The 20,473-nt window shown below is 64.7% G+C and carries 16 protein-coding genes and 1 pseudogene; 12 read left to right on the forward strand and 5 right to left on the reverse strand.

Going from position 1 to position 20,473, the window contains the following annotated elements:
- Positions 1–2: 2 nt before the first annotated feature.
- Positions 3–1,046: an LLM class flavin-dependent oxidoreductase gene (locus QE394_RS16280; RefSeq protein WP_349035076.1), complete on the reverse strand. Its 1,044-nt coding sequence runs from the start codon at positions 1,044–1,046 to the stop codon at positions 3–5.
- A gap of 152 nt (positions 1,047–1,198) precedes the next feature.
- Between QE394_RS16280 and QE394_RS16285 the strand changes: the two genes are divergently transcribed.
- From QE394_RS16285 to QE394_RS16310, 6 genes and pseudogenes are all read left to right on the forward strand, one after another.
- On the forward strand, positions 1,199–2,812 hold the full coding sequence (locus tag QE394_RS16285; RefSeq protein ID WP_349035077.1) for a cryptochrome/photolyase family protein: 1,614 nt from the start codon (positions 1,199–1,201) through the stop codon (positions 2,810–2,812).
- Between the two features lie 114 nt (positions 2,813–2,926).
- The gene (locus QE394_RS16290; RefSeq protein WP_349035078.1) at positions 2,927–4,705 is read left to right on the forward strand and encodes an ABC transporter family substrate-binding protein; all 1,779 of its coding nucleotides are present in this window, start codon (positions 2,927–2,929) and stop codon (positions 4,703–4,705) included.
- A gap of 269 nt (positions 4,706–4,974) precedes the next feature.
- Positions 4,975–6,661, forward strand: a pseudogene (locus tag QE394_RS16295) (ABC transporter substrate-binding protein).
- A gap of 124 nt (positions 6,662–6,785) precedes the next feature.
- Positions 6,786–7,715, forward strand: coding sequence for an ABC transporter permease (locus tag QE394_RS16300; RefSeq protein ID WP_056075047.1), 930 nt, complete (start codon positions 6,786–6,788; stop codon positions 7,713–7,715).
- Complete coding sequence (locus tag QE394_RS16305) at positions 7,705–8,649, forward strand: ABC transporter permease (protein ID WP_056075044.1); 945 nt, start codon at positions 7,705–7,707, stop codon at positions 8,647–8,649. The genes QE394_RS16300 and QE394_RS16305 overlap by 11 nt, the downstream gene beginning before the upstream one ends.
- Positions 8,650–8,660: 11 nt before the next feature.
- Positions 8,661–10,367 (forward strand): ABC transporter ATP-binding protein, encoded by a 1,707-nt coding sequence (locus QE394_RS16310; RefSeq protein WP_261618756.1) that lies wholly within the window; start codon positions 8,661–8,663, stop codon positions 10,365–10,367.
- A gap of 61 nt (positions 10,368–10,428) precedes the next feature.
- On the opposite strand, the gene QE394_RS16315 is transcribed toward QE394_RS16310, so the two are convergent.
- Entirely contained in the window at positions 10,429–11,343 is a 915-nt protein-coding gene (locus QE394_RS16315) for an SGNH/GDSL hydrolase family protein (RefSeq protein WP_261618757.1), read from the reverse strand.
- Positions 11,344–11,614: 271 nt separating this feature from the next.
- Here QE394_RS16315 and typA point away from each other — a divergent pair, with 271 nt between their 5' ends.
- The gene (gene typA / locus QE394_RS16320) at positions 11,615–13,543 is read left to right on the forward strand and encodes a translational GTPase TypA (RefSeq protein WP_056075034.1); all 1,929 of its coding nucleotides are present in this window, start codon (positions 11,615–11,617) and stop codon (positions 13,541–13,543) included.
- 136 nt (positions 13,544–13,679) lie between these two features.
- Here the strand turns inward: typA and QE394_RS16325 are convergent, their stop codons facing one another.
- Positions 13,680–13,919: a hypothetical protein gene (locus QE394_RS16325; RefSeq protein WP_082497259.1), complete on the reverse strand. Its 240-nt coding sequence runs from the start codon at positions 13,917–13,919 to the stop codon at positions 13,680–13,682.
- Positions 13,920–14,052: 133 nt separating this feature from the next.
- On the opposite strand from QE394_RS16325, the gene fdxA reads away from it, so the two are divergent.
- The 3 genes from fdxA to QE394_RS16340 all read left to right on the forward strand — a co-directional run bounded on the left by fdxA (position 14,053) and on the right by QE394_RS16340 (position 17,068).
- Entirely contained in the window at positions 14,053–14,379 is a 327-nt protein-coding gene (gene fdxA / locus QE394_RS16330; protein ID WP_009356972.1) for a ferredoxin, read from the forward strand.
- A 13-nt stretch (positions 14,380–14,392) separates the two neighbouring features.
- Positions 14,393–15,532 (forward strand): succinyldiaminopimelate transaminase, encoded by a 1,140-nt coding sequence (gene dapC, locus QE394_RS16335; RefSeq protein WP_261618759.1) that lies wholly within the window; start codon positions 14,393–14,395, stop codon positions 15,530–15,532.
- Positions 15,533–15,781: 249 nt separating this feature from the next.
- The gene (locus QE394_RS16340; protein ID WP_349035079.1) at positions 15,782–17,068 is read left to right on the forward strand and encodes a citrate synthase; all 1,287 of its coding nucleotides are present in this window, start codon (positions 15,782–15,784) and stop codon (positions 17,066–17,068) included.
- Between the two features lie 89 nt (positions 17,069–17,157).
- Here the strand turns inward: QE394_RS16340 and galE are convergent, their stop codons facing one another.
- Complete coding sequence (gene galE, locus QE394_RS16345; RefSeq protein ID WP_015937706.1) at positions 17,158–18,171, reverse strand: UDP-glucose 4-epimerase GalE; 1,014 nt, start codon at positions 18,169–18,171, stop codon at positions 17,158–17,160.
- A gap of 104 nt (positions 18,172–18,275) precedes the next feature.
- On the opposite strand from galE, the gene QE394_RS16350 reads away from it, so the two are divergent.
- Together QE394_RS16350 and QE394_RS16355 are read left to right on the forward strand one after the other, a co-directional pair.
- The gene (locus QE394_RS16350) at positions 18,276–18,893 is read left to right on the forward strand and encodes a TetR family transcriptional regulator C-terminal domain-containing protein (protein WP_056075026.1); all 618 of its coding nucleotides are present in this window, start codon (positions 18,276–18,278) and stop codon (positions 18,891–18,893) included.
- A 93-nt stretch (positions 18,894–18,986) separates the two neighbouring features.
- Positions 18,987–19,598 carry a hypothetical protein gene (locus tag QE394_RS16355; RefSeq protein ID WP_056075023.1) on the forward strand — a complete coding sequence of 204 codons (612 nt, stop codon included), beginning with the start codon at positions 18,987–18,989 and terminating at the stop codon, positions 19,596–19,598.
- A gap of 14 nt (positions 19,599–19,612) precedes the next feature.
- Here the strand turns inward: QE394_RS16355 and QE394_RS16360 are convergent, their stop codons facing one another.
- The gene (locus QE394_RS16360) at positions 19,613–20,470 is read right to left on the reverse strand and encodes a hypothetical protein (protein ID WP_349035080.1); all 858 of its coding nucleotides are present in this window, start codon (positions 20,468–20,470) and stop codon (positions 19,613–19,615) included.
- Positions 20,471–20,473: the final 3 nt, after the last annotated feature.

A 20,473-nucleotide genomic window follows, 5' to 3' on the forward strand; every position in this document is an offset into this window, starting at 1 on the left:
CGTCAGGCTCCGGCCGGCGCCCAGCCAAGGGCCGGACCCAGCCGGGTGGCGATGTCGGTGAGGATCTGGACGTAGTCCTCGTGCTCAAAGCTGAAGGGCAAGGCGAAGGCCACTTCGTCAACTTCCTGGAAACCTACGTGCGCGTACAGCTGCTCCGCGATTTGCCCACTCGTGCCGATGAGGTCCCTGGCGAACAGCATCCTCTTCGGACCCTGCGGGGCGGCCGTGCGGGGCGTGCGTTCGTCAACGTACTGCTGGTACTTCTTCCGCTGTGCCGCAGAGGCCGAATCGGTGGGAATGACCACCAGCCCCTGCGATACCCGGGTCCGTTCCTGCGGCTGTCCTGACGCGGCGGCCGCGTCCCGGTAGGCGCGGATCTGGGACTGCTGGATCCGGGCGAAGTCGGGTTCATCGCCTGCGTCAGGGAAAATCACGCTGCTGGAGAGCAGGTTGAAGCCGTTCCCGCCTGCCCAGACCGCCGACTTCAGGCTGGCGGCGCCGTACCAGAGACGATCCCGCAATCCCGGGGAATGCGGTTCCACGCGGTTGGAAAACTCCTCCACCACGCCCTGCTTGCCGGAGAAATCGCGGACAGGTTCGCCCGCAACCAGCCGGGCAAACCGCTCCACACGGGCGTAGCTGAAGTCCTCCACCGCTGCGGAATCGGGGTAAAGCTCATGCTTCACCGTGTCCCAGCGCATCGGCTCGCCCACGCTGAGGCCGGAATTGATCCGGCCGCCGGCCAGCAGGTCCGTGGTGGCCAGGTCCTCGGCCAGGCGCAGGGGATTCTCCCAGCCCAGCGGCGTAACAGCGGTGCCAAGCTCGATCCGGGACGTACGCTGGCTGGCCGCTGCCATGACGGCCACCGGTGAGGAAATGCCAAACTGCAGGTGGCGGTGCCGCAGCCACGCGCTGTCGAAACCAAGCCGCTCACCCAGCTCGATGACCTGCAACGTGGATTCGTGACCGGCGGCCGGGTTGGCCGGATCGAAGAGGCCGATGGTGAGGAAACCAAGCTTTCGCAGGGGACGGTTCTGATCTGGCATGGGCTTCCTTTGCTTGGGCCTGGTGGTTGACCCCAGAATATGCTCGCCTGGCCCGCCACCCGTGGACAGGGCAGGTGGAGGTTACCGTTTGCGACAGCGGGGCCGGTGTCCGCTCGGCAACGTCCGGAAAGCATTCCAACTAACGTTGGGGCATGCAATCCGGCCAGCACCTGCGCCTCGTCCTGCCGCATCAGCTCTTCGGGCAGCAGCTTGAACTGCCGGCTGACGGAACGGCGTTTGTGCTGATCGAGCACGACCTCATGTTCCGTCAGTACGCCTTCCACTCGCACAAACTGGTCCTGCACCGGGCATCGATGGCACGCTTTGCACGGCGGCTCCGCAGCCATGGCCATGAGGTTGCCGTTCTGGCCAGCCACCCCTCCCACACGTCGCGAAGCCAGCTGGGGCAACTCATTCGCAGCAGCCGCCCGCGGCAGGTGACCTGGTTCGACGTCGTGGACGACTGGCTTGGGCAGGACCTGTTCGCCGGCCTCGCTGACGGCGGCTACCGCATGCAGGCCAGCGACGTCCTGGAGACTCCCAATTTCCTCACAGACCGCCGTCGGATCGATGAGTGGTTCGCCGGAAATCCTGCCCGGATGCACGACTTCTACGTGTGGCAACGCCGCCGGCTCAACGTCCTGGTGGACGGCGGCGGCCCCGCTGGCGGCAAGTGGTCCTTTGACGCCGAGAACAGGAAAAAGCTTCCCCGCGGGTACGTTCCGGCCGCCGTGAGCAGGTTCAACAGCGGAATCAACGCCGGGCAATCGATGTTCGACCTTGACGCACTGATGGAAGACGGCGGCGGAGGGGAAACCACCCCTGATATCGGATCAAGCGACGTAGAGGCCGCCGTTGCATGGGTAGCGGAGGAGTTTCCGGACGCCCCGGGAGACCCTGCCTCCTTTGCCTGGCCCACCGACGCGGCGGAAGCCCGGCGGCACCTGCACGAGTTTGTCCGCGACCGGCTTGCCGGATTTGGTGCCTACGAAGACGCCATCTCCACCGCGCATCCCTTCATCAACCACGGGCTGCTCACGCCGGCACTCAACATCGGGCTGCTGGACCCCCGCGAGGTCCTGGACGCAATTCTGGACGGCGCCGGGCAAAACACGCCGCTGGCTTCCCTCGAGGGTTTTGTGCGGCAGCTGATCGGATGGCGGGAGTACATGCGGGCCACCTACCGTCTCCGGGGCCGGCAAATGCGCAGCGCAAACCTGCTCAACCACGGGAACGGACTTGGCGCAGGGTGGTGGGACGCCACCACCGGGCTGGCCCCCGTGGATATGGTGATCTCCCGCGTGCTAGCCACCGGGTACAGCCACCACATCGAACGGCTGATGATCCTGGGCAACGCCATGTCCCTCCTGCGCATCCGCCCGAATGACGTCTATGAATGGTTCATGGCCATGTATGTGGACGCCTACGACTGGGTCATGGTTCCCAACGTCTACGCGATGAGCCAGTTCGCGTCAGGTGCCGGAATCACCACGAAGCCATACATCTCCGGCAGCAACTACCTGCGGAAAATGTCCGATCTGCCGCCGGGGGAGTGGATCCCCGACTGGGATGCCCTGTACTGGACCTTCATCGATGACCACCGCCCTGTCATTGAGCGCAACCCCCGGTCGCGGATGGCAGTTTCCCTGCTGGACTCGATGGATCCGGACACCCGGAACGGCCACCGGCGCCGCGCGGAGGCACTGCTCAACGCGAACGACGGCGGCGCGCGCCTGCTGCGGCCGGACCGCGAACCCGGGGCGTAGGGTTCCTCCTCCCCGCCCAGCTGGCGACACCAAAGTATCCTGACTGTGTAGGGCGCGTTCCTGGCGACTCCAGGCCCCCTTCCCCGGGATGGAATACACAAGGAGGCTCAAGGCATGCCAGTCAGGCGCCTGATGCAGTACATCACCGCAGCGGCAGTGGCCGCAGTGGCCCTTTCAGGCTGCTCAGGCGGCGGCAACGCGCCAGTGGTGGTGGGGGAAGCCAAACGCGGAGGCAGCGCCACCGTGGCTGAGGCCAACGCCTTTTCCTCCTTCAACCCGTTCAGCACCGACGGCAACACGGACATCAACTCCAAGATCGGCTCAGCCACGCACTCCGGCTTCTACTACCTGGACGACAAATCCGTGGTGGTCCGGAACGATAAGTTCGGCCGCTACGAAAAAGTCTCCGATGACCCGCTCAAGGTGCGGTACACAGTCAACGAAGGCGTCAAATGGTCCGACGGCGCGCCGATCGACGCCGGCGACCTCCTCCTGAGCTGGGCCGCAGGTTCGGGTTACTTCGACGACGCCGATCCCGCTGCCGGGACGGGCACCAGGTACTTTTCGGCCGCGTCAGCCGCCGGCGGCCTGGCGGGCACGGCGTTCCCCGAACTCGGCGACGACGGCCGGTCCATCACGCTGCAGTACGCCGCGCCTTACGCGGACTGGCAGACCGCGTTCGACGTCGGCCTGCCGGCCCACGTAGTCGCCGCCAAGGCCGGGCTGAGCGACGAGGAAGACCTCGTTGACCTGATCAAGGACGCCCCCAAGGGAAATCCCGGGAAGCCGTCAGTAAATTCGGCGTTGAAAACCGTGGGAGATTTCTGGAACAACGGATTCGACACGAAATCCCTGCCCGACGACCCCGCGCTGTATCTTTCCAGCGGCCCCTACATCGTGCGGGACATCGTTCCAGAAGTTTCCATGAAACTCGTCCGGAACCGCGACTACGTCTGGGGGACGGAGCCGTGGCTTGACGAGATCAACGTCAGGTTCACCGGTGCCCTTCCCACTGCTGTTGACGCGCTCCGCAGCGGGCAGGCGGACATCATCTCGCCACAGCCTTCTGCCGACACGGCCAAGCTCTTTGCCGGCCTGGCAGACCAGGGAAACACGGTGGAGCAGTACAGCCAGTCGGGGTACGACCACCTTGACCTCAACTTCTCCGGGCCCTTCGCAGACGAAGACGTCCGAAAGGCCTTCCTGAAAGCCGTGCCCCGGCAGGCCATCGTGGACGCGGTCGTGGGGGACCTGGTTGCGGACGCCAAGCCGCTCGATTCCCAGGTCTTCCTTCCGGGGCAGCCCAAGTACGCGGATACCCTGAAAAACAACGGCTCGGCCGACTACGCCAAGGTGGACATCGACGCAGCCAAGGAACTTCTCGACGGAGCCACCCCTACGGTCCGGATCCTGTACAACCGGGACAACCCCAACCGGGCCAAGGCATTCACCCTGATCCGCGATTCGGCGCAGCAGGCCGGTTTCCGCGTGGTCGACGCCGGCCAGGGAAACGCGGACTGGGCAAAGTCGCTTGGGGGCGCAGGGTACGACGCCGCGTTGCTGGGGTGGATCGGAACGGGCGCCGGAGTGGGCCGCATCCCCCAGATCTTCCGCACCGGGGCCGGCAGCAACTTCAACGGATTTTCCGACGGCGACGCGGACAAGGCGATGGAACAGCTGGCCACCACCACTGACCTCGGGAAACAGGACGAACTGCTGGCCGGGATCGATAAACGCGTTTGGGAGAAGGCGTACGGACTGCCGCTGTACCAGACGGTCGGCGCCATAGCCTTCAACGCCCGGGTGGCCGGTGTGAAACCCAGCCCGGGTCCCCTCGGCGTGTGGTGGAACGTCTCCGATTGGCGCCTGGCCCAGCAGGGAACCAAGAACTGATTCCCACCGGGCGATGGGTGATGCAGGCCACGCTTCGATTTCGCCGTGGCGCTACCGCCGAGTAGCATGTGACTTGCACAACTTCCGTTAACCGGTTAACGCGTTTAAAACGCCCCGGTCACGGTTTGGCAACGGAGTACCAGTATCTGGACTTCGTGCGGTTAGGCTACTCGTACATGTAGGCCCCGTCACAGTTCACAGCTGTGCCTCGGCCTGCGGGGAAACACCAGATTTCCCCTCGTTATCTCCCACAACTCATAGGAGGCGGAATGCGTTTCACGCGCACTTCCAAAGCACTGGGCATCGTGGCAATCGCTGCGCTTGCCCTGACCGGGTGCGGCGCTGGAGGCGGCACCACGGAGGGGTCCAGCGACGCCACGGGCGATCCCAACAAGGTCATCACGGCCTACAGCAACGAACCACAGAACCCGCTGCTGCCGGCCAACACCAATGAGGTCTACGGCCGGCCGCGTCGTCGAGCTCCTCTTCGAAGGCCTGCGGACCTACGACGCCGACGGCAAGCCGGTCAACGCGTTGGCAGAATCCATTGATTCCTCCGATGCCCAGAACTGGACCATCAAGGTCAAGCAGGGCCAGAAGTTCACCAACGGTGAGGCCATCACGGCCAAGACGTTCGTTGACTCCTGGAACTTCGCCGCCAACTCGAAGAACCTGCAGAACAACGGCTTCTTCTTTGAGTCCATCGCCGGCTACGAAGAGGTATCGGCGGTCAACAGCGAGAAGACGGCCGACGGCAAGACCAAGACCACCCCTGCCCCGACGGCCGAGACCATGTCCGGCCTGGCAGCTACCGATGACTCCACGATCACCGTGAAGCTGGCACAGCCTGAAGCAGACTGGTCGCTGCGCCTGGGCTACTCCGCTTTCTTCCCGCTTCCTTCCGCTGCCCTGGCGGACCCGAAGACCTTCGGCGAGAACCCGGTGGGTAACGGCCCGTACAAGTTCGAGAAGGAAGGCGCCTGGGTACACGACCAGTCGATCTCCCTCGTCAAGAACGCCGACTACAGCGGCCCGCGCGAGTCCAAGAACGGCGGCGTGACCTTCAAGTTCTACACCGATCCGGGCCCCGCATACACGGATCTCCAGTCGGACAACCTGGACATCACCGATGTCCTGCCGTCCAACGCCCTGAAGACCTATGAGACGGACTTCCAGGACCGCAACGCCACCAAGGCCGTTGCCACCAACTCCACGCTGAACATCCCGCCGTACAACCCGAACTTCCAGGGTGAAGCCGGCAAGCTGCGCCGCCAGGCCCTCTCCTACGCCATCAACCGCGAGGAAATCGCCAAGGTAGTCTTCAACGGCACCCGCACCCCGGCCAAGGCCTTTGTCCCGCCGGTCATCGACGGTTTCAAGGAAGACCTCAAGGGCAGCGAAATCCTGAAGTTCGACGCCGCCAAGGCCAAGGACCTCTGGGAGCAGGCCAACAAGATCCAGCCGTACGACGACTCCAAGCCGCTCCAGATTGCCTCCAACACCGATGGCGGCAACAAGGAATGGATCGACGCCGTGGCCAACGGCTTCAAGAACAACCTCGGCATCCAGGCTGAAATCCAGCCCTTCGCCAAGTTCGCTGAAGTCCTGAACCTGCGCAAGTCCCAGCAGCTCCCCGGCCTGACCCGTGCAGGTTGGCAGGGTGACTACCCGTCGCTGTACAACTTCCTCGGCCCGGTCTGGGGCACCAACGCTTCCTCCAACTACGAGAAGTACACGAACCCCGAGTTCGACAAGCTCCTCAAGGAGGGCCTGGCTGCCACATCCACCGATGATGCAAACGCCAAGTTCAACCAGGCACAGGAAGTGCTGTTCGAGGATCTGCCCGGCCTGCCCCTGTGGGACCAGGCACGTCCGATCGTGTGGAGCAACAACGTCGTGAAGGCCGAGACCGGCTGGAACGGCAGCATCCTCTACTACAACATCACGGCTAAGTAGTCCTTGATTTAACTTGCCGCCAAGGCTAAATGGGGGTCCGGTTACGGCCGGGCCCCCATTGGCTTGCACGGCAGGAAGGTATGCATGAACCTGTTCACTTCCTCCCCGGAAGGCTGGTGATACCGTGGTCCGCTTTATCCTTCGCCGGCTCCTCCAGGTGATCCCTGTCTTCATCGGCACCACCCTCCTCGTGTACTATATGGTGTTCGCCCTGCCCGGCGATCCCATCGCGGCACTCTTCGGCGACCGCCAGCCACCCCAGGCAGTCATCGACACCCTTCGCAGCCAGTACCACCTTGATGAACCCTTCATTGTCCAGTACGGCCTGTTCCTGAAGAACCTCTTCACGTTCAACCTCGGCAACGACTTCACCGGCCAGCCCATTGCGGCAAGCCTCGCCCGCGTCTTCCCGGTAACGGCGATGCTGGCCGTCGAAGCGCTGGCCATCCAGGCCATCTTCGGTGTGGCCTTCGGCGTATTCGCCGGCCTCCGCCGCGGCGGCTGGTTTGACTCAACCGTCCTGGTGGCTTCCCTGGTGGTCATCGCAGTTCCCACCTTCGTGCTGGGCTTCGTGTTCCAGCTGGTCTTTGGCGTTCAACTCGGCTGGGCGAAACCCACCGTGGGCGCCAACGCCGATTGGGGCAGCCTGCTGCTGCCCGCCGTCGTGCTGGGCCTTGTCTCCTTCGCGTACGTCCTCAGGCTGACCCGTGCGTCGGTCAGCGAGAACATGAACGCGGACTACGTCCGGACCGCCACCGCCAAGGGCCTGTCCCGGCCCCGGGTAGTCCTGGCACACATCCTGCGCAACTCGCTGATCCCCGTGGTGACCTACCTGGGCGCCAACCTTGGCGGCCTAATGGGCGGCGCCATCGTTACCGAAGGCATCTTCAACGTCCCGGGCGTCGGCAACAAGCTGTACCAGGCAGTCCTGCGCACTGAGGGCCCCACCATCGTGTCCATCGTCAGCGTGCTGGTGCTGGTGTTCGTGGTGTCCAACCTGCTCGTTGATCTCCTGTACGCCTGGCTTGACCCGAGGATTCGCTATGACCAGTAACAACAGCCACTTCGTGGCGCCCATCGATGAAACCCCGCTGCAGGCCACGGACGCGGTCAAGACTGACCAGGCCCCGCTCAGCCTGTGGGCAGACGCGTGGCGCAAGCTCCGCCGTCGTCCGCTTTTTATCATCTCGTCGCTGCTGATCCTCGCCCTGATCGTGATTGCGCTGTTCCCCGGCCTCTTCACGTCCACCCCGCCGAACGACGGCTGCGAACTCGGGAACTCGGAAGGCGGGCCCACTGCCGGCCACCCGTTCGGGTTTACGTTCCAGGGTTGCGACATCTACTCGCGCGTCATCCACGGCACACAGGCGTCACTGTCCGTTGGCATCCTTTCGGTGCTCTGCGTATTGGTAATCGGTGTAACCCTCGGCGCATTGGCTGGCTACTACGGCGGCTGGGTCGATGCCGTACTGGCCCGCCTTGGCGACATCTTCTTCGCGCTGCCGCTGATCCTCGGCGCCCTGGTGATCACCCAGCTGCCGCTGTTCCGCGAGAACAAGAGCGTGTGGACAGTAGTATTCGTCATATCGCTCCTGGCCTGGCCGCAGATGGCACGTATTACCCGTGGCGCCGTCATAGAAGTACGCAACGCAGACTTCGTCACCGCGGCGCAGGCACTCGGCGTGTCAAAGTTCAAGGCGCTGGTCCGGCACGTCCTGCCCAACGCCCTGGCACCGATCATCGTGCTGGCAACGCTGGAACTGGGCGTGTTCATCGTGGCAGAAGCCACGCTGTCCTTCCTGGGCATCGGACTGCCGCAAAGCATCATGTCGTGGGGCAATGACATTGCAGGTGCCCAGGCCTCCATCCGGACCCGGCCCGAAATCCTGCTGTTCCCCGCTGCAGCCCTGTCCATCACCGTGCTGAGCTTCATCATGCTGGGCGACGCCGTTCGCGACGCCCTCGACCCGAAGAGCCGCCAGCGATGAGAGATAAAGAGATGACAACTCCAGACGTCAGCATCGGCGAGGCCCGCGCCAACGGCAACAAGCCGCTCCTGGAAATCCGCGACCTTGCGATCACCTTCAAGACCGGCAGCGGTGAAGTCCAGGCCGTGCGCAACGCACACCTGACCATCATGCCCGGTGAGACGGTAGCCATTGTGGGGGAGTCCGGCTCGGGCAAGTCCACCACGGCACTGGCGGCCATTGGCCTCCTGCCGAATAACGGCAGCGTCTCCGGCGGCCAGATCCTGCTTGACGGCGAGGACATTTCCCACGCCAGCGAGCAGCGGATGATCGAGCTGCGCGGAAACACCATTGGAATGGTTCCGCAGGACCCGATGTCCAACCTCAACCCGGTGTGGAAGATCGGCTACCAGGTCAGGGAAACACTGAAGGCAAACGGCCGTCCAAGCGGCCCGGAGGACATTGCCAAGGTGCTGTCCGAAGCCGGCCTGCCCGACGCCAAGCGCCGCGCGAACCAGTATCCGCATGAGTTCTCCGGCGGTATGCGCCAGCGTGCACTGATTGCCATTGGCCTTTCCTGCCAGCCGCGCCTGCTCATTGCCGATGAGCCCACGTCCGCGTTGGATGTGACGGTCCAGCGGCAGATCCTGGACCACCTGGACACCATGACTACGGAACTTGGCACCTCGGTGCTGCTGATCACCCACGACCTGGGCCTGGCAGCAGAACGTGCCAACAAAGTGGTGGTCATGTACCAGGGACGCGTCGTGGAGGCAGGACCGTCACTGGAACTGCTCCGTAACCCCCAGCACCCCTACACCAAGCGCCTGGTTGAGTCGGCGCCATCCCTTGCCAGCCGGCGGATCCAGGCAGCCAAGGAACAGGGCGTCGAAACGGCCGACCTCCTGGCACCGGCAGCGGAAGCAGCCGCGGCTGACAACGTCCTGCAGATCCAGGACCTGCGGAAGGTGTACAAGCTCCGCCAGGGCCTGGGTAAAACCACGGACTTCGCGGCAGTGGACGGCGTGAGCTTCGACGTCAAACGGGGAACAACGACGGCGATCGTGGGGGAGTCCGGTTCGGGCAAATCCACGGTGGCCAAGATGGTGCTCCAGCTTGAGAAGCCTACCGACGGCAAGATTCTCTTCGACGGCGTGGATACCTCGCTGCTGAAGGCCGGGGACCTGTTCAAGTTCCGCCGGCGGGTGCAGCCGATCTTCCAGGACCCGTACGGATCCCTGGACCCGATGTACAACATCTACCGCACCATCGAGGAGCCGTTGCGGGTCCACAAGATCGGTGATGCCGCCAGCCGCGAGAAGAAGGTGCGGGAACTGCTGGACCAGGTGGCACTGCCCCAGTCCGCCATGCAGCGGTACCCGAACGAGCTCTCGGGAGGCCAGCGTCAGCGCGTTGCCATTGCCCGCGCCCTGGCGCTGGACCCCGAGGTCATCATCTGTGACGAGGCGGTGTCCGCACTGGACGTCCTGGTCCAGGCGCAGGTCCTGAACCTGCTTGCTGACCTGCAGTCGAACCTGGGCCTGACATATCTCTTCATCACCCACGACCTGGCAGTCGTCCGGCAGATTGCCGACCATGTTTGCGTCATGGAGAAGGGCCGCCTGGTGGAAACCGGAACCACCGACGAGGTCTTCGAAGCGCCGCAGCAGGAGTACACCAGGGCACTCCTGAACGCCATCCCGGGTGCGAAGCTGATGCTGCCGCCGGAAGTGGCATAACGCCGCGATCCGTCGCAGTACAGCTGAAGGGCTGGGGCGCCACTCCGAAAGGAGCGGGGCCTCAGCCCTTCTTGCTGCCGGCTCCGGCCTGTGCGGTGGCCGCGGCAGTGGCCGTGATGTCCGGAATTCCCAGTTCCCGGAGGCGGCGTTCCAGCACCGTCCCCAGCGCCTTCCGGCCTTCGCTGTCCATGTGGACGGGGTCCGCAAGGTGCTGCGTGAGGTTGTACTTGGTCAGCCAGTCTCCCGCGCTGACAAACGTGATGCCCTGCTTGGCTGCGATGCTCGAGAGCAGGTTATCCACCTGGCTCCGGCGGCCGCCACCATTATTGGCGCCCTTCGCAAGCGTGCCCACCATGACCATCTTGGTAGTGGGGTAGCGGGCTTTCATGGCCTGGACAAGGCGGTTGGCGTTGGCGGTGATCTGGGCATCCGAGGCGCCGCGGGCAGCATCGTTGCCGCCGCCTTCAATCACCACCAGTCCGGGGGTTCCCACCGGCAGCATCCAGTCGCCCCGCTCCAGGGCGTCAATGTAGTTGCCCACCTTGCCGTTGGCTGCCGTGAAGCCCGTACCGCCGTAACCGCAGAAGTGGACGTTGTAGCCAAGGGAGGCCAAGGCGCGGCGGGGCCAGCTGTCATCCGGAACCGACTGGGAGTCGCCGATCAGGACAGCGGTGTTCCGGACGTTCGGCACTACCACCTCGTTCCGGCCAAAGACAGGGTTCCGGTAGACCTCGCCTGGACGCATGGCGGGGCGGGAGAGGACCTCGGACAGGTCGACGCCCGGAGTGTATCGGGGCGCGTCCGCCGGGTCCGTGGCAGCGGCCCTGAGCAGTGAAGGCGGAACCTGGTCCGGGCTGGCAGAGGCTGCCGGTGCATCCGACGCCGGAAGTTGTGCCGGTTGGCCCGGAGCCGCCAGGACAATGCCGGCGGCGATAGCAAATACCGCGATCCGCGTTAAAGCGGATGCAGGACGCATGCTGGTTTCTCGTGGTATTCGCTGCTCATCAACAGCAATAATGGGGCATAAATCCGTATTTATCCAGTGAGTGTGACACCTCTCAATTTCTGTCCCGAGGGGGATGGGCACGGCGCCGGATTCCTGCCGGTTCCGGACCGGTTTTAGGCCATCACTTGCCACTGCGGTTAGACTTGTTGAAGGAGCCCTGTGTTATGGGCCTGATCTGTCGTGCGTTTCGGTCGGAAATGTCGCGATGACTACAGCTGACCACGGAATCGAGTCTTTACGCATGTCTGAAACCACCACCAACACCGCGGTAGCCACTGCCTCGCGCAGTGACCTCCGCAACGTCGCGATTGTGGCCCACGTTGACCACGGCAAGACCACGCTGGTTGACGCCATGCTCAAGCAGACCAACTCCTTTGCCGAGCACAACCACCTCGAAGACCGCGTGATGGACTCCGGTGACCTTGAGCGCGAAAAGGGCATCACCATCCTGGCCAAGAACACCACTGTGGCTTACAACGGACCGTCGTCCAATGGTGAAACCATCACCATCAACGTCATCGACACCCCCGGCCACGCCGACTTCGGTGGCGAGGTGGAGCGCGGCCTGTCCATGGTCGACGGCGTCGTCCTCCTCGTGGACGCGTCCGAAGGTCCGCTGCCGCAGACCCGCTTCGTCCTCCGTAAGGCCCTCGCCGCGCACCTGCCGGTGATCCTGCTGGTCAACAAGACCGACCGTCCCGACGCCCGCATCGAGGAGGTCGTCCATGAGTCCATGGACCTCCTGCTGGGCCTCGCCTCTGACCTCGCGGACGAAGTTCCGGACCTTGACCTGGACAAGATCCTCGAAGTTCCCGTTGTTTACGCTGCCGCCAAGGTTGGCCGCGCCTCCCTGGACCAGCCCGCCGATGGCGCCGCCCCGGACAACGAGGACCTTGAGCCGTTGTTCAAGACCATCATCGAGCACATCCCCGCTCCGACGTACAACCCCGAGGGTGTCCTGCAGGCGCACGTCACCAACCTTGACGCGTCCCCGTTCCTGGGCCGCCTCGCCCTGCTCCGCATCTACAACGGCACCCTGCGCAAGGGCCAGACCGTCGCTTGGGCACGCGCCAACGGTGAACTCAAGAACGTCAAGATCACCGAACTGCTGGCCACCAAGGCCCTGGACCGTGTCCCGGCCGAGTCCGCAGGCCCCGGCGAGATCGTCGCCGTTGCAGGTATCGAGGAAATCACCATCGGTGAGACCCTGACCGACGCCGAGAACCCGCAGCCGCTGCCGCTGATCACCGTGGACGATCCCGCGATCTCCATGACCATCGGTATCAACACCTCGCCGCTGGCCGGCAAGGTCAAGGGCGCCAAGGTCACCGCGCGCCAGGTGAAGGACCGCCTGGACAAGGAACTGATCGGTAACGTCTCCATCAAGGTTCTGCCCACCGAGCGTCCCGACGCCTGGGAAGTCCAGGGCCGTGGCGAGCTGGCCCTGGCCATCCTCGTTGAGCAGATGCGCCGTGAAGGCTTCGAACTGACCGTGGGCAAGCCGCAGGTGGTCACCAAGACCATCGACGGCAAGATCCACGAGCCGATGGAGCACATGACCATCGACGTCCCCGAAGAGTACCTGGGCGCCGTCACGCAGCTGATGGCTGCCCGCAAGGGCCGCATGACCAACATGGCCAACCACGGCACCGGCTGGTGCCGGATGGAATTCATCGTTCCCGCCCGTGGCCTGATCGGCTTCCGCACCAAGTTCCTCACGGACACCCGTGGCGCCGGCATCGCAGCGTCCATCTCCGAAGGCTACGAGCCGTGGGCCGGCCCCATTGAATACCGCACCAACGGTTCCATGGTTGCTGACCGGGCCGGTGTGGTCACCCCGTTCGCCATGATCAACCTGCAGGAACGTGGCTCCTTCTTCGTGAAGCCCACCTCCGAGGTCTACGAGGGCATGATCGTCGGCGAGAACTCCCGCGCAGACGACATGGACGTCAACATCACCAAGGAAAAGAAGCTCACCAACATGCGTGCGGCTTCCTCCGACACCTTCGAGAACCTGACGCCCCCGCGCGACCTGACCCTCGAGGAGTCCCTCGAATTCGCCCGCGAAGACGAGTGCGTTGAGGTGACCCCGGATGCCATCCGCATCCGCAAGGTCATCCTGGACACCAACGAGCGTGCCAAGGCCGCCCGCGCCCGCGCCAAGTCGTAACACACCGCAACACCGCAGAATGCCGCCGGCTCCCACGCCGGCGGCATTCCGCGTTTAACGAGGCTTGCGGCTCAGGGCACGACGCCACTGGATGGGCAGGGCAGCCCCTTCGCCACGGTGCGCCACGGGCGGCTGCTCAGGAGCGCGGCCGGCGCCGCTCCGGCGCCGGAGGTACCTCTTTCGCCGCCACAACGGCGGCGAGGGGGATCACGACGTCGGCCTGCCGCGTCCGGACGGTGCACGCGCCGCCGTCGCACGAGACAAGGTGGCCCAGGGCGTCAGTGAGGCCTCCCTCGATCCGGTACCGCACCACGACGCGGATTCCGGGGACGGCAGCGGACAGGAAACCGGCGGGAGCGGGGGTGGGCAGCGTCACCACTTCATACTAGGAGGCCCGGCTAGGTTCGCGGGAACGGCGTGGGAGATAATAGGCTCAGATGTCAATAGTCCGGCCGCGCCGGGCGAAAGAGCCGGCGGGATGCCGGGACCAACGTGGAGAGGCCAGGGACGTGACGTACGTAATCGCGCAGCCGTGTGTAGATGTCAAGGACAAGGCATGCATCGAGGAATGCCCGGTCGACTGCATCTATGAGGGCGAGCGTTCGCTGTACATCCATCCGGACGAATGCGTCGACTGCGGCGCATGCGAGCCGGTGTGCCCCGTGGAAGCCATCTACTACGAGGATGACACCCCGGACGAGTGGGCTGACTACTACAAGGCAAACGTCGAGTTCTTCGACGACCTCGGTTCGCCCGGCGGCGCCGCAAAGATCGGCAACACCGGCAAGGACCACCCGATGATCGCCGCGCTGCCCCCGCAGAACCAAGACCACTGATACGGGCGTAACGGTGACCGCTGCAGTGCGCACATTCGGCCTGGACCTGCCCGACTACCCGTGGGAGGCCATGGCACCGTACCTGGCGAAGGCTTCCGAACACCCGGGCGGGGCAGTCAACCTGTCCATCGGAACACCGGTGGACCCCACGCCTGCCATCATCCAGGACGCGCTGAAGGCTGCAGCCAACGCCCCGGGCTATCCCACGGTTCACGGAACACCCGCGCTCCGCGAAGCCATTGCAGGCTGGTTCGAGCGCCGCCGCGGAGTATCCGGCCTCGACCCCCGCAACATCATGCCTACGGTGGGTTCGAAGGAACTTGTCGCGTGGCTCCCGCTGCTGCTGGGCCTGAAGCCGGGAGACGTCGTCGTACGTCCCAAGGTGGCCTACCCCACGTACGACATCGGCGCGACGTTCGCCGGCGTCACCTCCGTGGCCACGGACAACTTGGACGAGCTCGACGACGCGGTCCGCTCCCGCGTGCGCCTCATCTGGGTCAACTCCCCGGGAAATCCCACCGGCAGCGTGCGGGACGTCGAGTCCCTGAAGGCGCTGGTGGTCCAGGCGCGGGAGCTCGGCGCCGTGGTTGCTTCGGACGAGTGCTACGCAGAACTCGGCTGGGGGGATTGGGACGTCCAGCGCGGCGGCCAGCCGGTCCCCAGCATCCTGGATCCGCGCGTGGCCGGCGGATCCCATGAAGGTCTCCTGGCGGTGTACTCGCTGAGCAAGCAGTCGAACGTGGCCGGCTACCGGGCGGCGTTCGTTGCCGGTGACCCGGCGCTGATGCCCAACCTCGTCAACAGCCGCAAGCATGCCGGAATGATTGTTCCGTTCCCGGTCCAGGAGGCCATGCGGGTGGCGCTCGGTGACGATGCGCACGTCGAGGCCCAGAAGGACCTCTACCGCGGTCGCCGGGAGCAGCTGGTACCCGCCCTGCGCGGTTTCGGCCTCGAGATCAAGGATTCCGACGCCGGGCTCTACCTCTGGAGCTCCGCGGGGGAGAGCACCTGGGACACCGTTGCGCGCCTTGCCGGTCGCGGCATCGTTGTGGGGCCCGGGGTCTTTTACGGCGAAGCCGGCAACGGCTTCGTCCGCGTCGCACTGACCGGCTCCGACGAACGGATCGGCGCGGCTGTGGAGCGGTTGGCCTGATCACGTGTGTGATCCCGTAACAATCATGTGACTCGCAACACACTGCCGGTATTTTAGGGGTCCCAGCGCCGACCCGGATTAGCGACACGTGCCCAACTGGCGGTAGTTTTTAAGTGACTATCAATGGTGGCTTTCTACAAGAAGGCAGTCCGGGTGTTGGATCCTGTCTTCTCAGGCTCAAGTGCGCGGCTCACCTGATGTTGGATCAAGCTTTCGACAGAGGCCGAGAAGCCTCATGAAGGGGACTCCATGACTGAGACCAACAACGCGGCCACCCTGCTCCACGCAGGCGGAGAGCTCAAGCTGCCGCGCATCCAGGTTATTGAAGGAAACGAAGGCTACGACGTTTCCAAGCTCCTGAAGCAGACGGGCGCAGTCACCTTCGACCCCGGCTTCATGAACACCGCGGCAACCACGTCCGCGATCACCTACATCGATGGCGATGCGGGCATCCTGCGCTACCGCGGGTACCCCATCGAGCAGCTGGCACAGCACTCCAGCTTCCTTGAGGTGTCCTACCTCCTGATCTACGGCAACCTGCCCACTCCCACGGAACTGGACGAGTTCGACCAGAAGATCCGGCGCCACACCCTCCTGCACGAGGAGCTGAAGGGCTTCTTTGGCGGGTTCCCCCGCGACGCGCACCCCATGCCGGTGCTGTCGTCCGCAGTGTCCGCGCTGTCCACGTTCTACCAGGACTCGCTGGACCCGTTCAACGCCGAGCAGGTGGAGGTCTCCACCATCCGCCTCATGGCCAAGCTGCCGGTCATCGCTGCGTACGCGCACAAGAAGTCCATCGGCCAGCCCATGCTCTACCCGGACAACTCCCACAACCTGGTGGAGAACTTCCTCCGCCTGAGCTTCGGGCTTCCGGCCGAGCAGTACGAGGTTGACCCGGTGGTCGCCAAAGCCCTCGACCTGCTCCTCATCCTGCACGCGGACCACGAGCAGAACTGCTCCACGTCAACGGTGCGCCTGGTGGGCTCGTCCAACGCCAACCTGTTCGCCTCCGTTTCTGCCGGCATCAACGCCCTGTTCGGCCCCGCCCATGGCGGCGCCAACGAGGCTGTGCTCAAGATGCTGCGCCAGATCCAGGCCGAGGGCCTCAAGCCCGAGGACTACATGGAAAAGGTCAAGAACAAGGAAGACGGAGTCCGCCTCATGGGCTTCGGGCACCGCGTCTACAAGAACTACGATCCGCGCGCCAAGATCGTCAAGGCCACTGCACACGAGATCCTCACCAAGCTCGGCGGCAACGACGAACTGCTGGACATCGCCCTCCGCCTCGAAGAGAAGGCGCTCAGCGATGACTACTTCATCCAGCGCAAGCTCTACCCGAACGTGGACTTCTACACCGGCCTCATCTACAAGGCCATGGGCTTCCCCGAGAAGATGTTCACCGTGCTGTTCGCCATCGGCCGCCTCCCCGGCTGGATCGCCCAGTGGCGTGAAATGATCAGCGACCCGAACACCAAGATCGGCCGCCCGCGCCAGCTGTACATCGGCGAACCGAAGCGCGACTACCCCGTCCGCTAATCTGCACCGCACAGGATAATTACGACGGCGGCCGCGCACCTTTCCAAAGGTGGGCGGCCGCCGTCGGTCGTACCGGTAGTTGAAAAGCGTCAGGAAGCGTAGCCCTGTGGGTTGTTCTTCTGCCAGCGCCAGTGGTCCTCGCACATCTGGTCCACGGTCTTGGTGGTGGACCAGCCCAGGTCCGCCAGTGCGGAGGCGGCGTCCGCCCAGAAGGCCGGGAGGTCGCCCGCGCGGCGCTCCGTGATCTCGTAGGGAATGGGCTCGCCCACTGCCTTTTCGAAGGAGCGGAGGACCTCCAGTACCGATGAACCCCGGCCGGAACCGAGGTTCCAACGGAACACGCCCGCACGGCCGGCCACGTAGTTCAGTGCCGCGACGTGGCCTTCGGCGAGGTCTTCCACGTGGATGTAGTCGCGGAGGCACGTGCCGTCCGGGGTGTCGTAGTCGCCGCCGAAGACCATCAGCTTCTCGCGGCGGCCCACCGCCACCTGGGCGATGAACGGCACAAGGTTATTCGGGATGCCCTGGGGATCCTCGCCGATCCTGCCGGAGGGGTGGGCGCCCACCGGATTAAAGTAGCGCAGCAGTGCGATGTGCCAGCGCGGGTCGGCATCGCCCAGGTCCGAGAGGATGTCCTCGATCTGTTCCTTGGTGCGGCCGTAGGGGTTGTTCGCGCCGATCTCCATCTTTTCCACGTAGGGGATGGGGTTGTGCTCGCCGTAAACCGTGGCCGACGAGCTGAACACGAAGGACCGGACGTCATGGCGGTCCATGACGCGGATCAGGTTCAGCGTGCCCACCAGGTTGTTGTAGTAGTACTTCAGCGGTTCCCGGACGGATTCACCCACGGCCTTCAGGCCGGCAAAGTGGATGACGGCGTCGATGCCGGCACCGGCGAACACCTGCTCCACTGCGGCTTCATCCACCAGGTCCACGTTGTGGAACTCCGCTTCCTTTCCACTGAGTTCGGCAACGCGCCGCAGGGACTCTTCGCTGGAATTGACCAGGTTGTCGATGACGACCACGTCGTGGCCGGCTTCCTGCAGGGAAAGGACAGTGTGGGAACCGATGTAGCCGGTGCCCCCGGTAACCAGAATTTTCATGCCTCAACCCTATCCAACGCAGCCCCCGCCTGCCGCCGCGTTCCGGATGCCGGGCAGGGGTGGCTGGTCCCGCGTTTGGGGCACCAGTGTGCTAAATAATAAGGGTGCCCAAAATTGTTGACCCGGACGCCCGGCGCCGGGATGTAGTAGACGCCGTCCTGCGCATTATTGCCGTTGACGGACTGGAACGGGCGTCGCTGCGGGAGGTGGCAGACGAAGCCGGTCTCGCCGTCGGGTCCGTCCGCCACTACTTCGCCGGCAGCGACGAGCTTCTTGCGTTCTCCTTTGCCAGCGTTGTGGACCGGGTGGTGGGGCGGCTCCAGGCCATGCTCCCCGCCACGGATGCTGCACTTCCCGGCAGCGCTGCCCACCGCCAGGCCGTATTAACACTGCTGGGCGGGATGCTGCCGCTCGACGAAGAGCGGGCCGTGGAAATCTGTGCCTTGATGGCCTTCAGGAGTGCCGCCCGGATCAGAGCCTTCCTGGCGCCTGAGGCGGACCGCAGCCACCGGCAGGTCGCAGCCATCGCCGGCCGCGTCGTAGCCGGACTGATGCCCGCGGACGAGCCCCAGGAGAATCTGGTGATCGAGGCCGAGCGGCTGCTGGCGACTCTTGACGGCCTGGGCATGCACGCACTGCTGCAGCCCGCGTGGATGACCGCGGAAATGTGCACCGGCGTGCTGGAACGCCATCTTGACGGACTGGGGCGCCGAGGACATTAACGTGGGGTGGAACCGGGAATAGACTGGGAACCGGGGCTGCTGGCGGATGGTGCAGGCGGCCCGGGCAGGGAAGTACTCCAGGAAGGACTTCGGATGCAGCAGGCAAGCGGTTCCAGGTGGCAGATCACCACGGACACCTCGGGGCCCATGATGATTGCGCTCTTTCTCCGCGACACTGCAGGACTGAACGGAGCCGGGCACCCTGCGCTCTCGCACGCCAAGCCCAAGGTCCGCCCTGCCGACCACAGCCACCTCACCGCCGATGTCGGCGGTCTGGGTGCCTTGAAAACAGAGTGGGAAGCCTGGTGGGAACAACTGCTCAAGGCCTACCCGCACACCTCGCCGGACCTCTCGCCGCCGGACTTCGAGGCGTTCGGCAACTCTCCGGCCCTCCAGCGGGTCCTGCAGGCACACTTCGGTTCCGCCCTGACCTGGGCCAGGGAACGGCGGAGCGAGTACGCAGAGCTGGAAGCGGAACGGGAGGCCAACGGTGCTGATCACCTGCTCACCGACATGGTGGATGACCGGCTCATGGAGGTGGGCCGCGATTCGCGTGACTTCAAGCTGTCCATCATCGAGTTGCCGCTCAACGAACACCGGGCGTGGTACCTGGAGCCGGACAAAATCATTATGAGCCAGCAGCTGATGGGCGAGCCGGAGCTGTTCCGCAGTTACGTGCAGCCGGTGGTGGAAATCCTCGTCTGATCCGCAGCCGGTGCTCAGGCGCCGGAGGAGGCCTGGGACACGGTTATGCGTACCTGGCCTTCGGCCGCGTCCGAGTCCTGCCACCCGGCGCGGTCGTCGCGGTCCCAGCTCCTGCCGGCGACGTCCACCCGGACAACGTTAAGGCCCTTGGCGTTGGCTACGGCCCATTGGGCGACGGACCACGCCGCGCTGCCGCTGGCCTCCACCACCAGTGCCTGCCCTTCGTCCGTGGCCGGCAGGGTTCCGTAAGCGCGGCCAAGTTCGGCCAGGACCGCGCCCGTGTCACCCGCAGTGCCAGCGGATCGGAGTGTGCACTGCACAGCCCCGGGGGTCTGGCCGGACAGTCCGGACGCGAAGGAGCGGCCCATGTCCTCGTGTTCGGCATAGGCGGTGGGGAAGGCAGAGCGCTGCACCCGCTGGGCCGCGTCCGTAATCTCGAGCGTTTCGTAGCCCGGCACCTTCACCAGGGCGTCGTAGAACGCGTTGACGGCGTAGTAGGGGTCCATGACCTGGGCTTCGGTTCCCCACCCCTGTGACGGCCTCTGCTGGAACAGGCCGCGCGAGTCGGGTCCGGCCTGGTCGCCGTGGCCGATGTTGCGCAGCTTCGATTCCTGCATGGCAGTGGCCAGCGCGATGCTGGCAGCCCGGGGAGGCAGTCCGCGCTGCACCGCGACGGCGGTGATCAACGATGCGTAGACGGCTTGGTCCGGAGCCAGTTCGGCCTTCCTGTCGCCCACCACAGCCGTGCAGCGCTCAGAAACGAGGGTTTCGGAGCGCTGCACGAAAAACACTGCGGAGTACATGCCGCCGGCCACCAGGACCAGGACGAGCAACAGGACAGCGAGTCGGCGGAGGCCGCGTCTGCGTGCCACCGT

It is taken from the genome of Pseudarthrobacter sp. SORGH_AS 212, assembly GCF_030818145.1.
Classification (GTDB): domain Bacteria; phylum Actinomycetota; class Actinomycetes; order Actinomycetales; family Micrococcaceae; genus Arthrobacter.

What these genes read in the sequence shown, in the direction of transcription:
- QE394_RS16280 (WP_349035076.1), bottom strand. Translation starts at nt 1,046, where the DNA reads ATGCCAGATCAGAACCGTCCCCTGCGAAAGCTTGGTTTCCTCACCATC.
- QE394_RS16285 (WP_349035077.1), top strand. Translation starts at nt 1,199, where the DNA reads ATGCAATCCGGCCAGCACCTGCGCCTCGTCCTGCCGCATCAGCTCTTC.
- QE394_RS16290 (WP_349035078.1), top strand. Translation starts at nt 2,927, where the DNA reads ATGCCAGTCAGGCGCCTGATGCAGTACATCACCGCAGCGGCAGTGGCC.
- QE394_RS16305 (WP_056075044.1), top strand. Translation starts at nt 7,705, where the DNA reads ATGACCAGTAACAACAGCCACTTCGTGGCGCCCATCGATGAAACCCCG.
- QE394_RS16310 (WP_261618756.1), top strand. Translation starts at nt 8,661, where the DNA reads ATGACAACTCCAGACGTCAGCATCGGCGAGGCCCGCGCCAACGGCAAC.
- QE394_RS16315 (WP_261618757.1), bottom strand. Translation starts at nt 11,343, where the DNA reads ATGCGTCCTGCATCCGCTTTAACGCGGATCGCGGTATTTGCTATCGCC.
- typA (WP_056075034.1), top strand. Translation starts at nt 11,615, where the DNA reads ATGTCTGAAACCACCACCAACACCGCGGTAGCCACTGCCTCGCGCAGT.
- QE394_RS16340 (WP_349035079.1), top strand. Translation starts at nt 15,782, where the DNA reads ATGACTGAGACCAACAACGCGGCCACCCTGCTCCACGCAGGCGGAGAG.
- galE (WP_015937706.1), bottom strand. Translation starts at nt 18,171, where the DNA reads ATGAAAATTCTGGTTACCGGGGGCACCGGCTACATCGGTTCCCACACT.
- QE394_RS16355 (WP_056075023.1), top strand. Translation starts at nt 18,987, where the DNA reads ATGCAGCAGGCAAGCGGTTCCAGGTGGCAGATCACCACGGACACCTCG.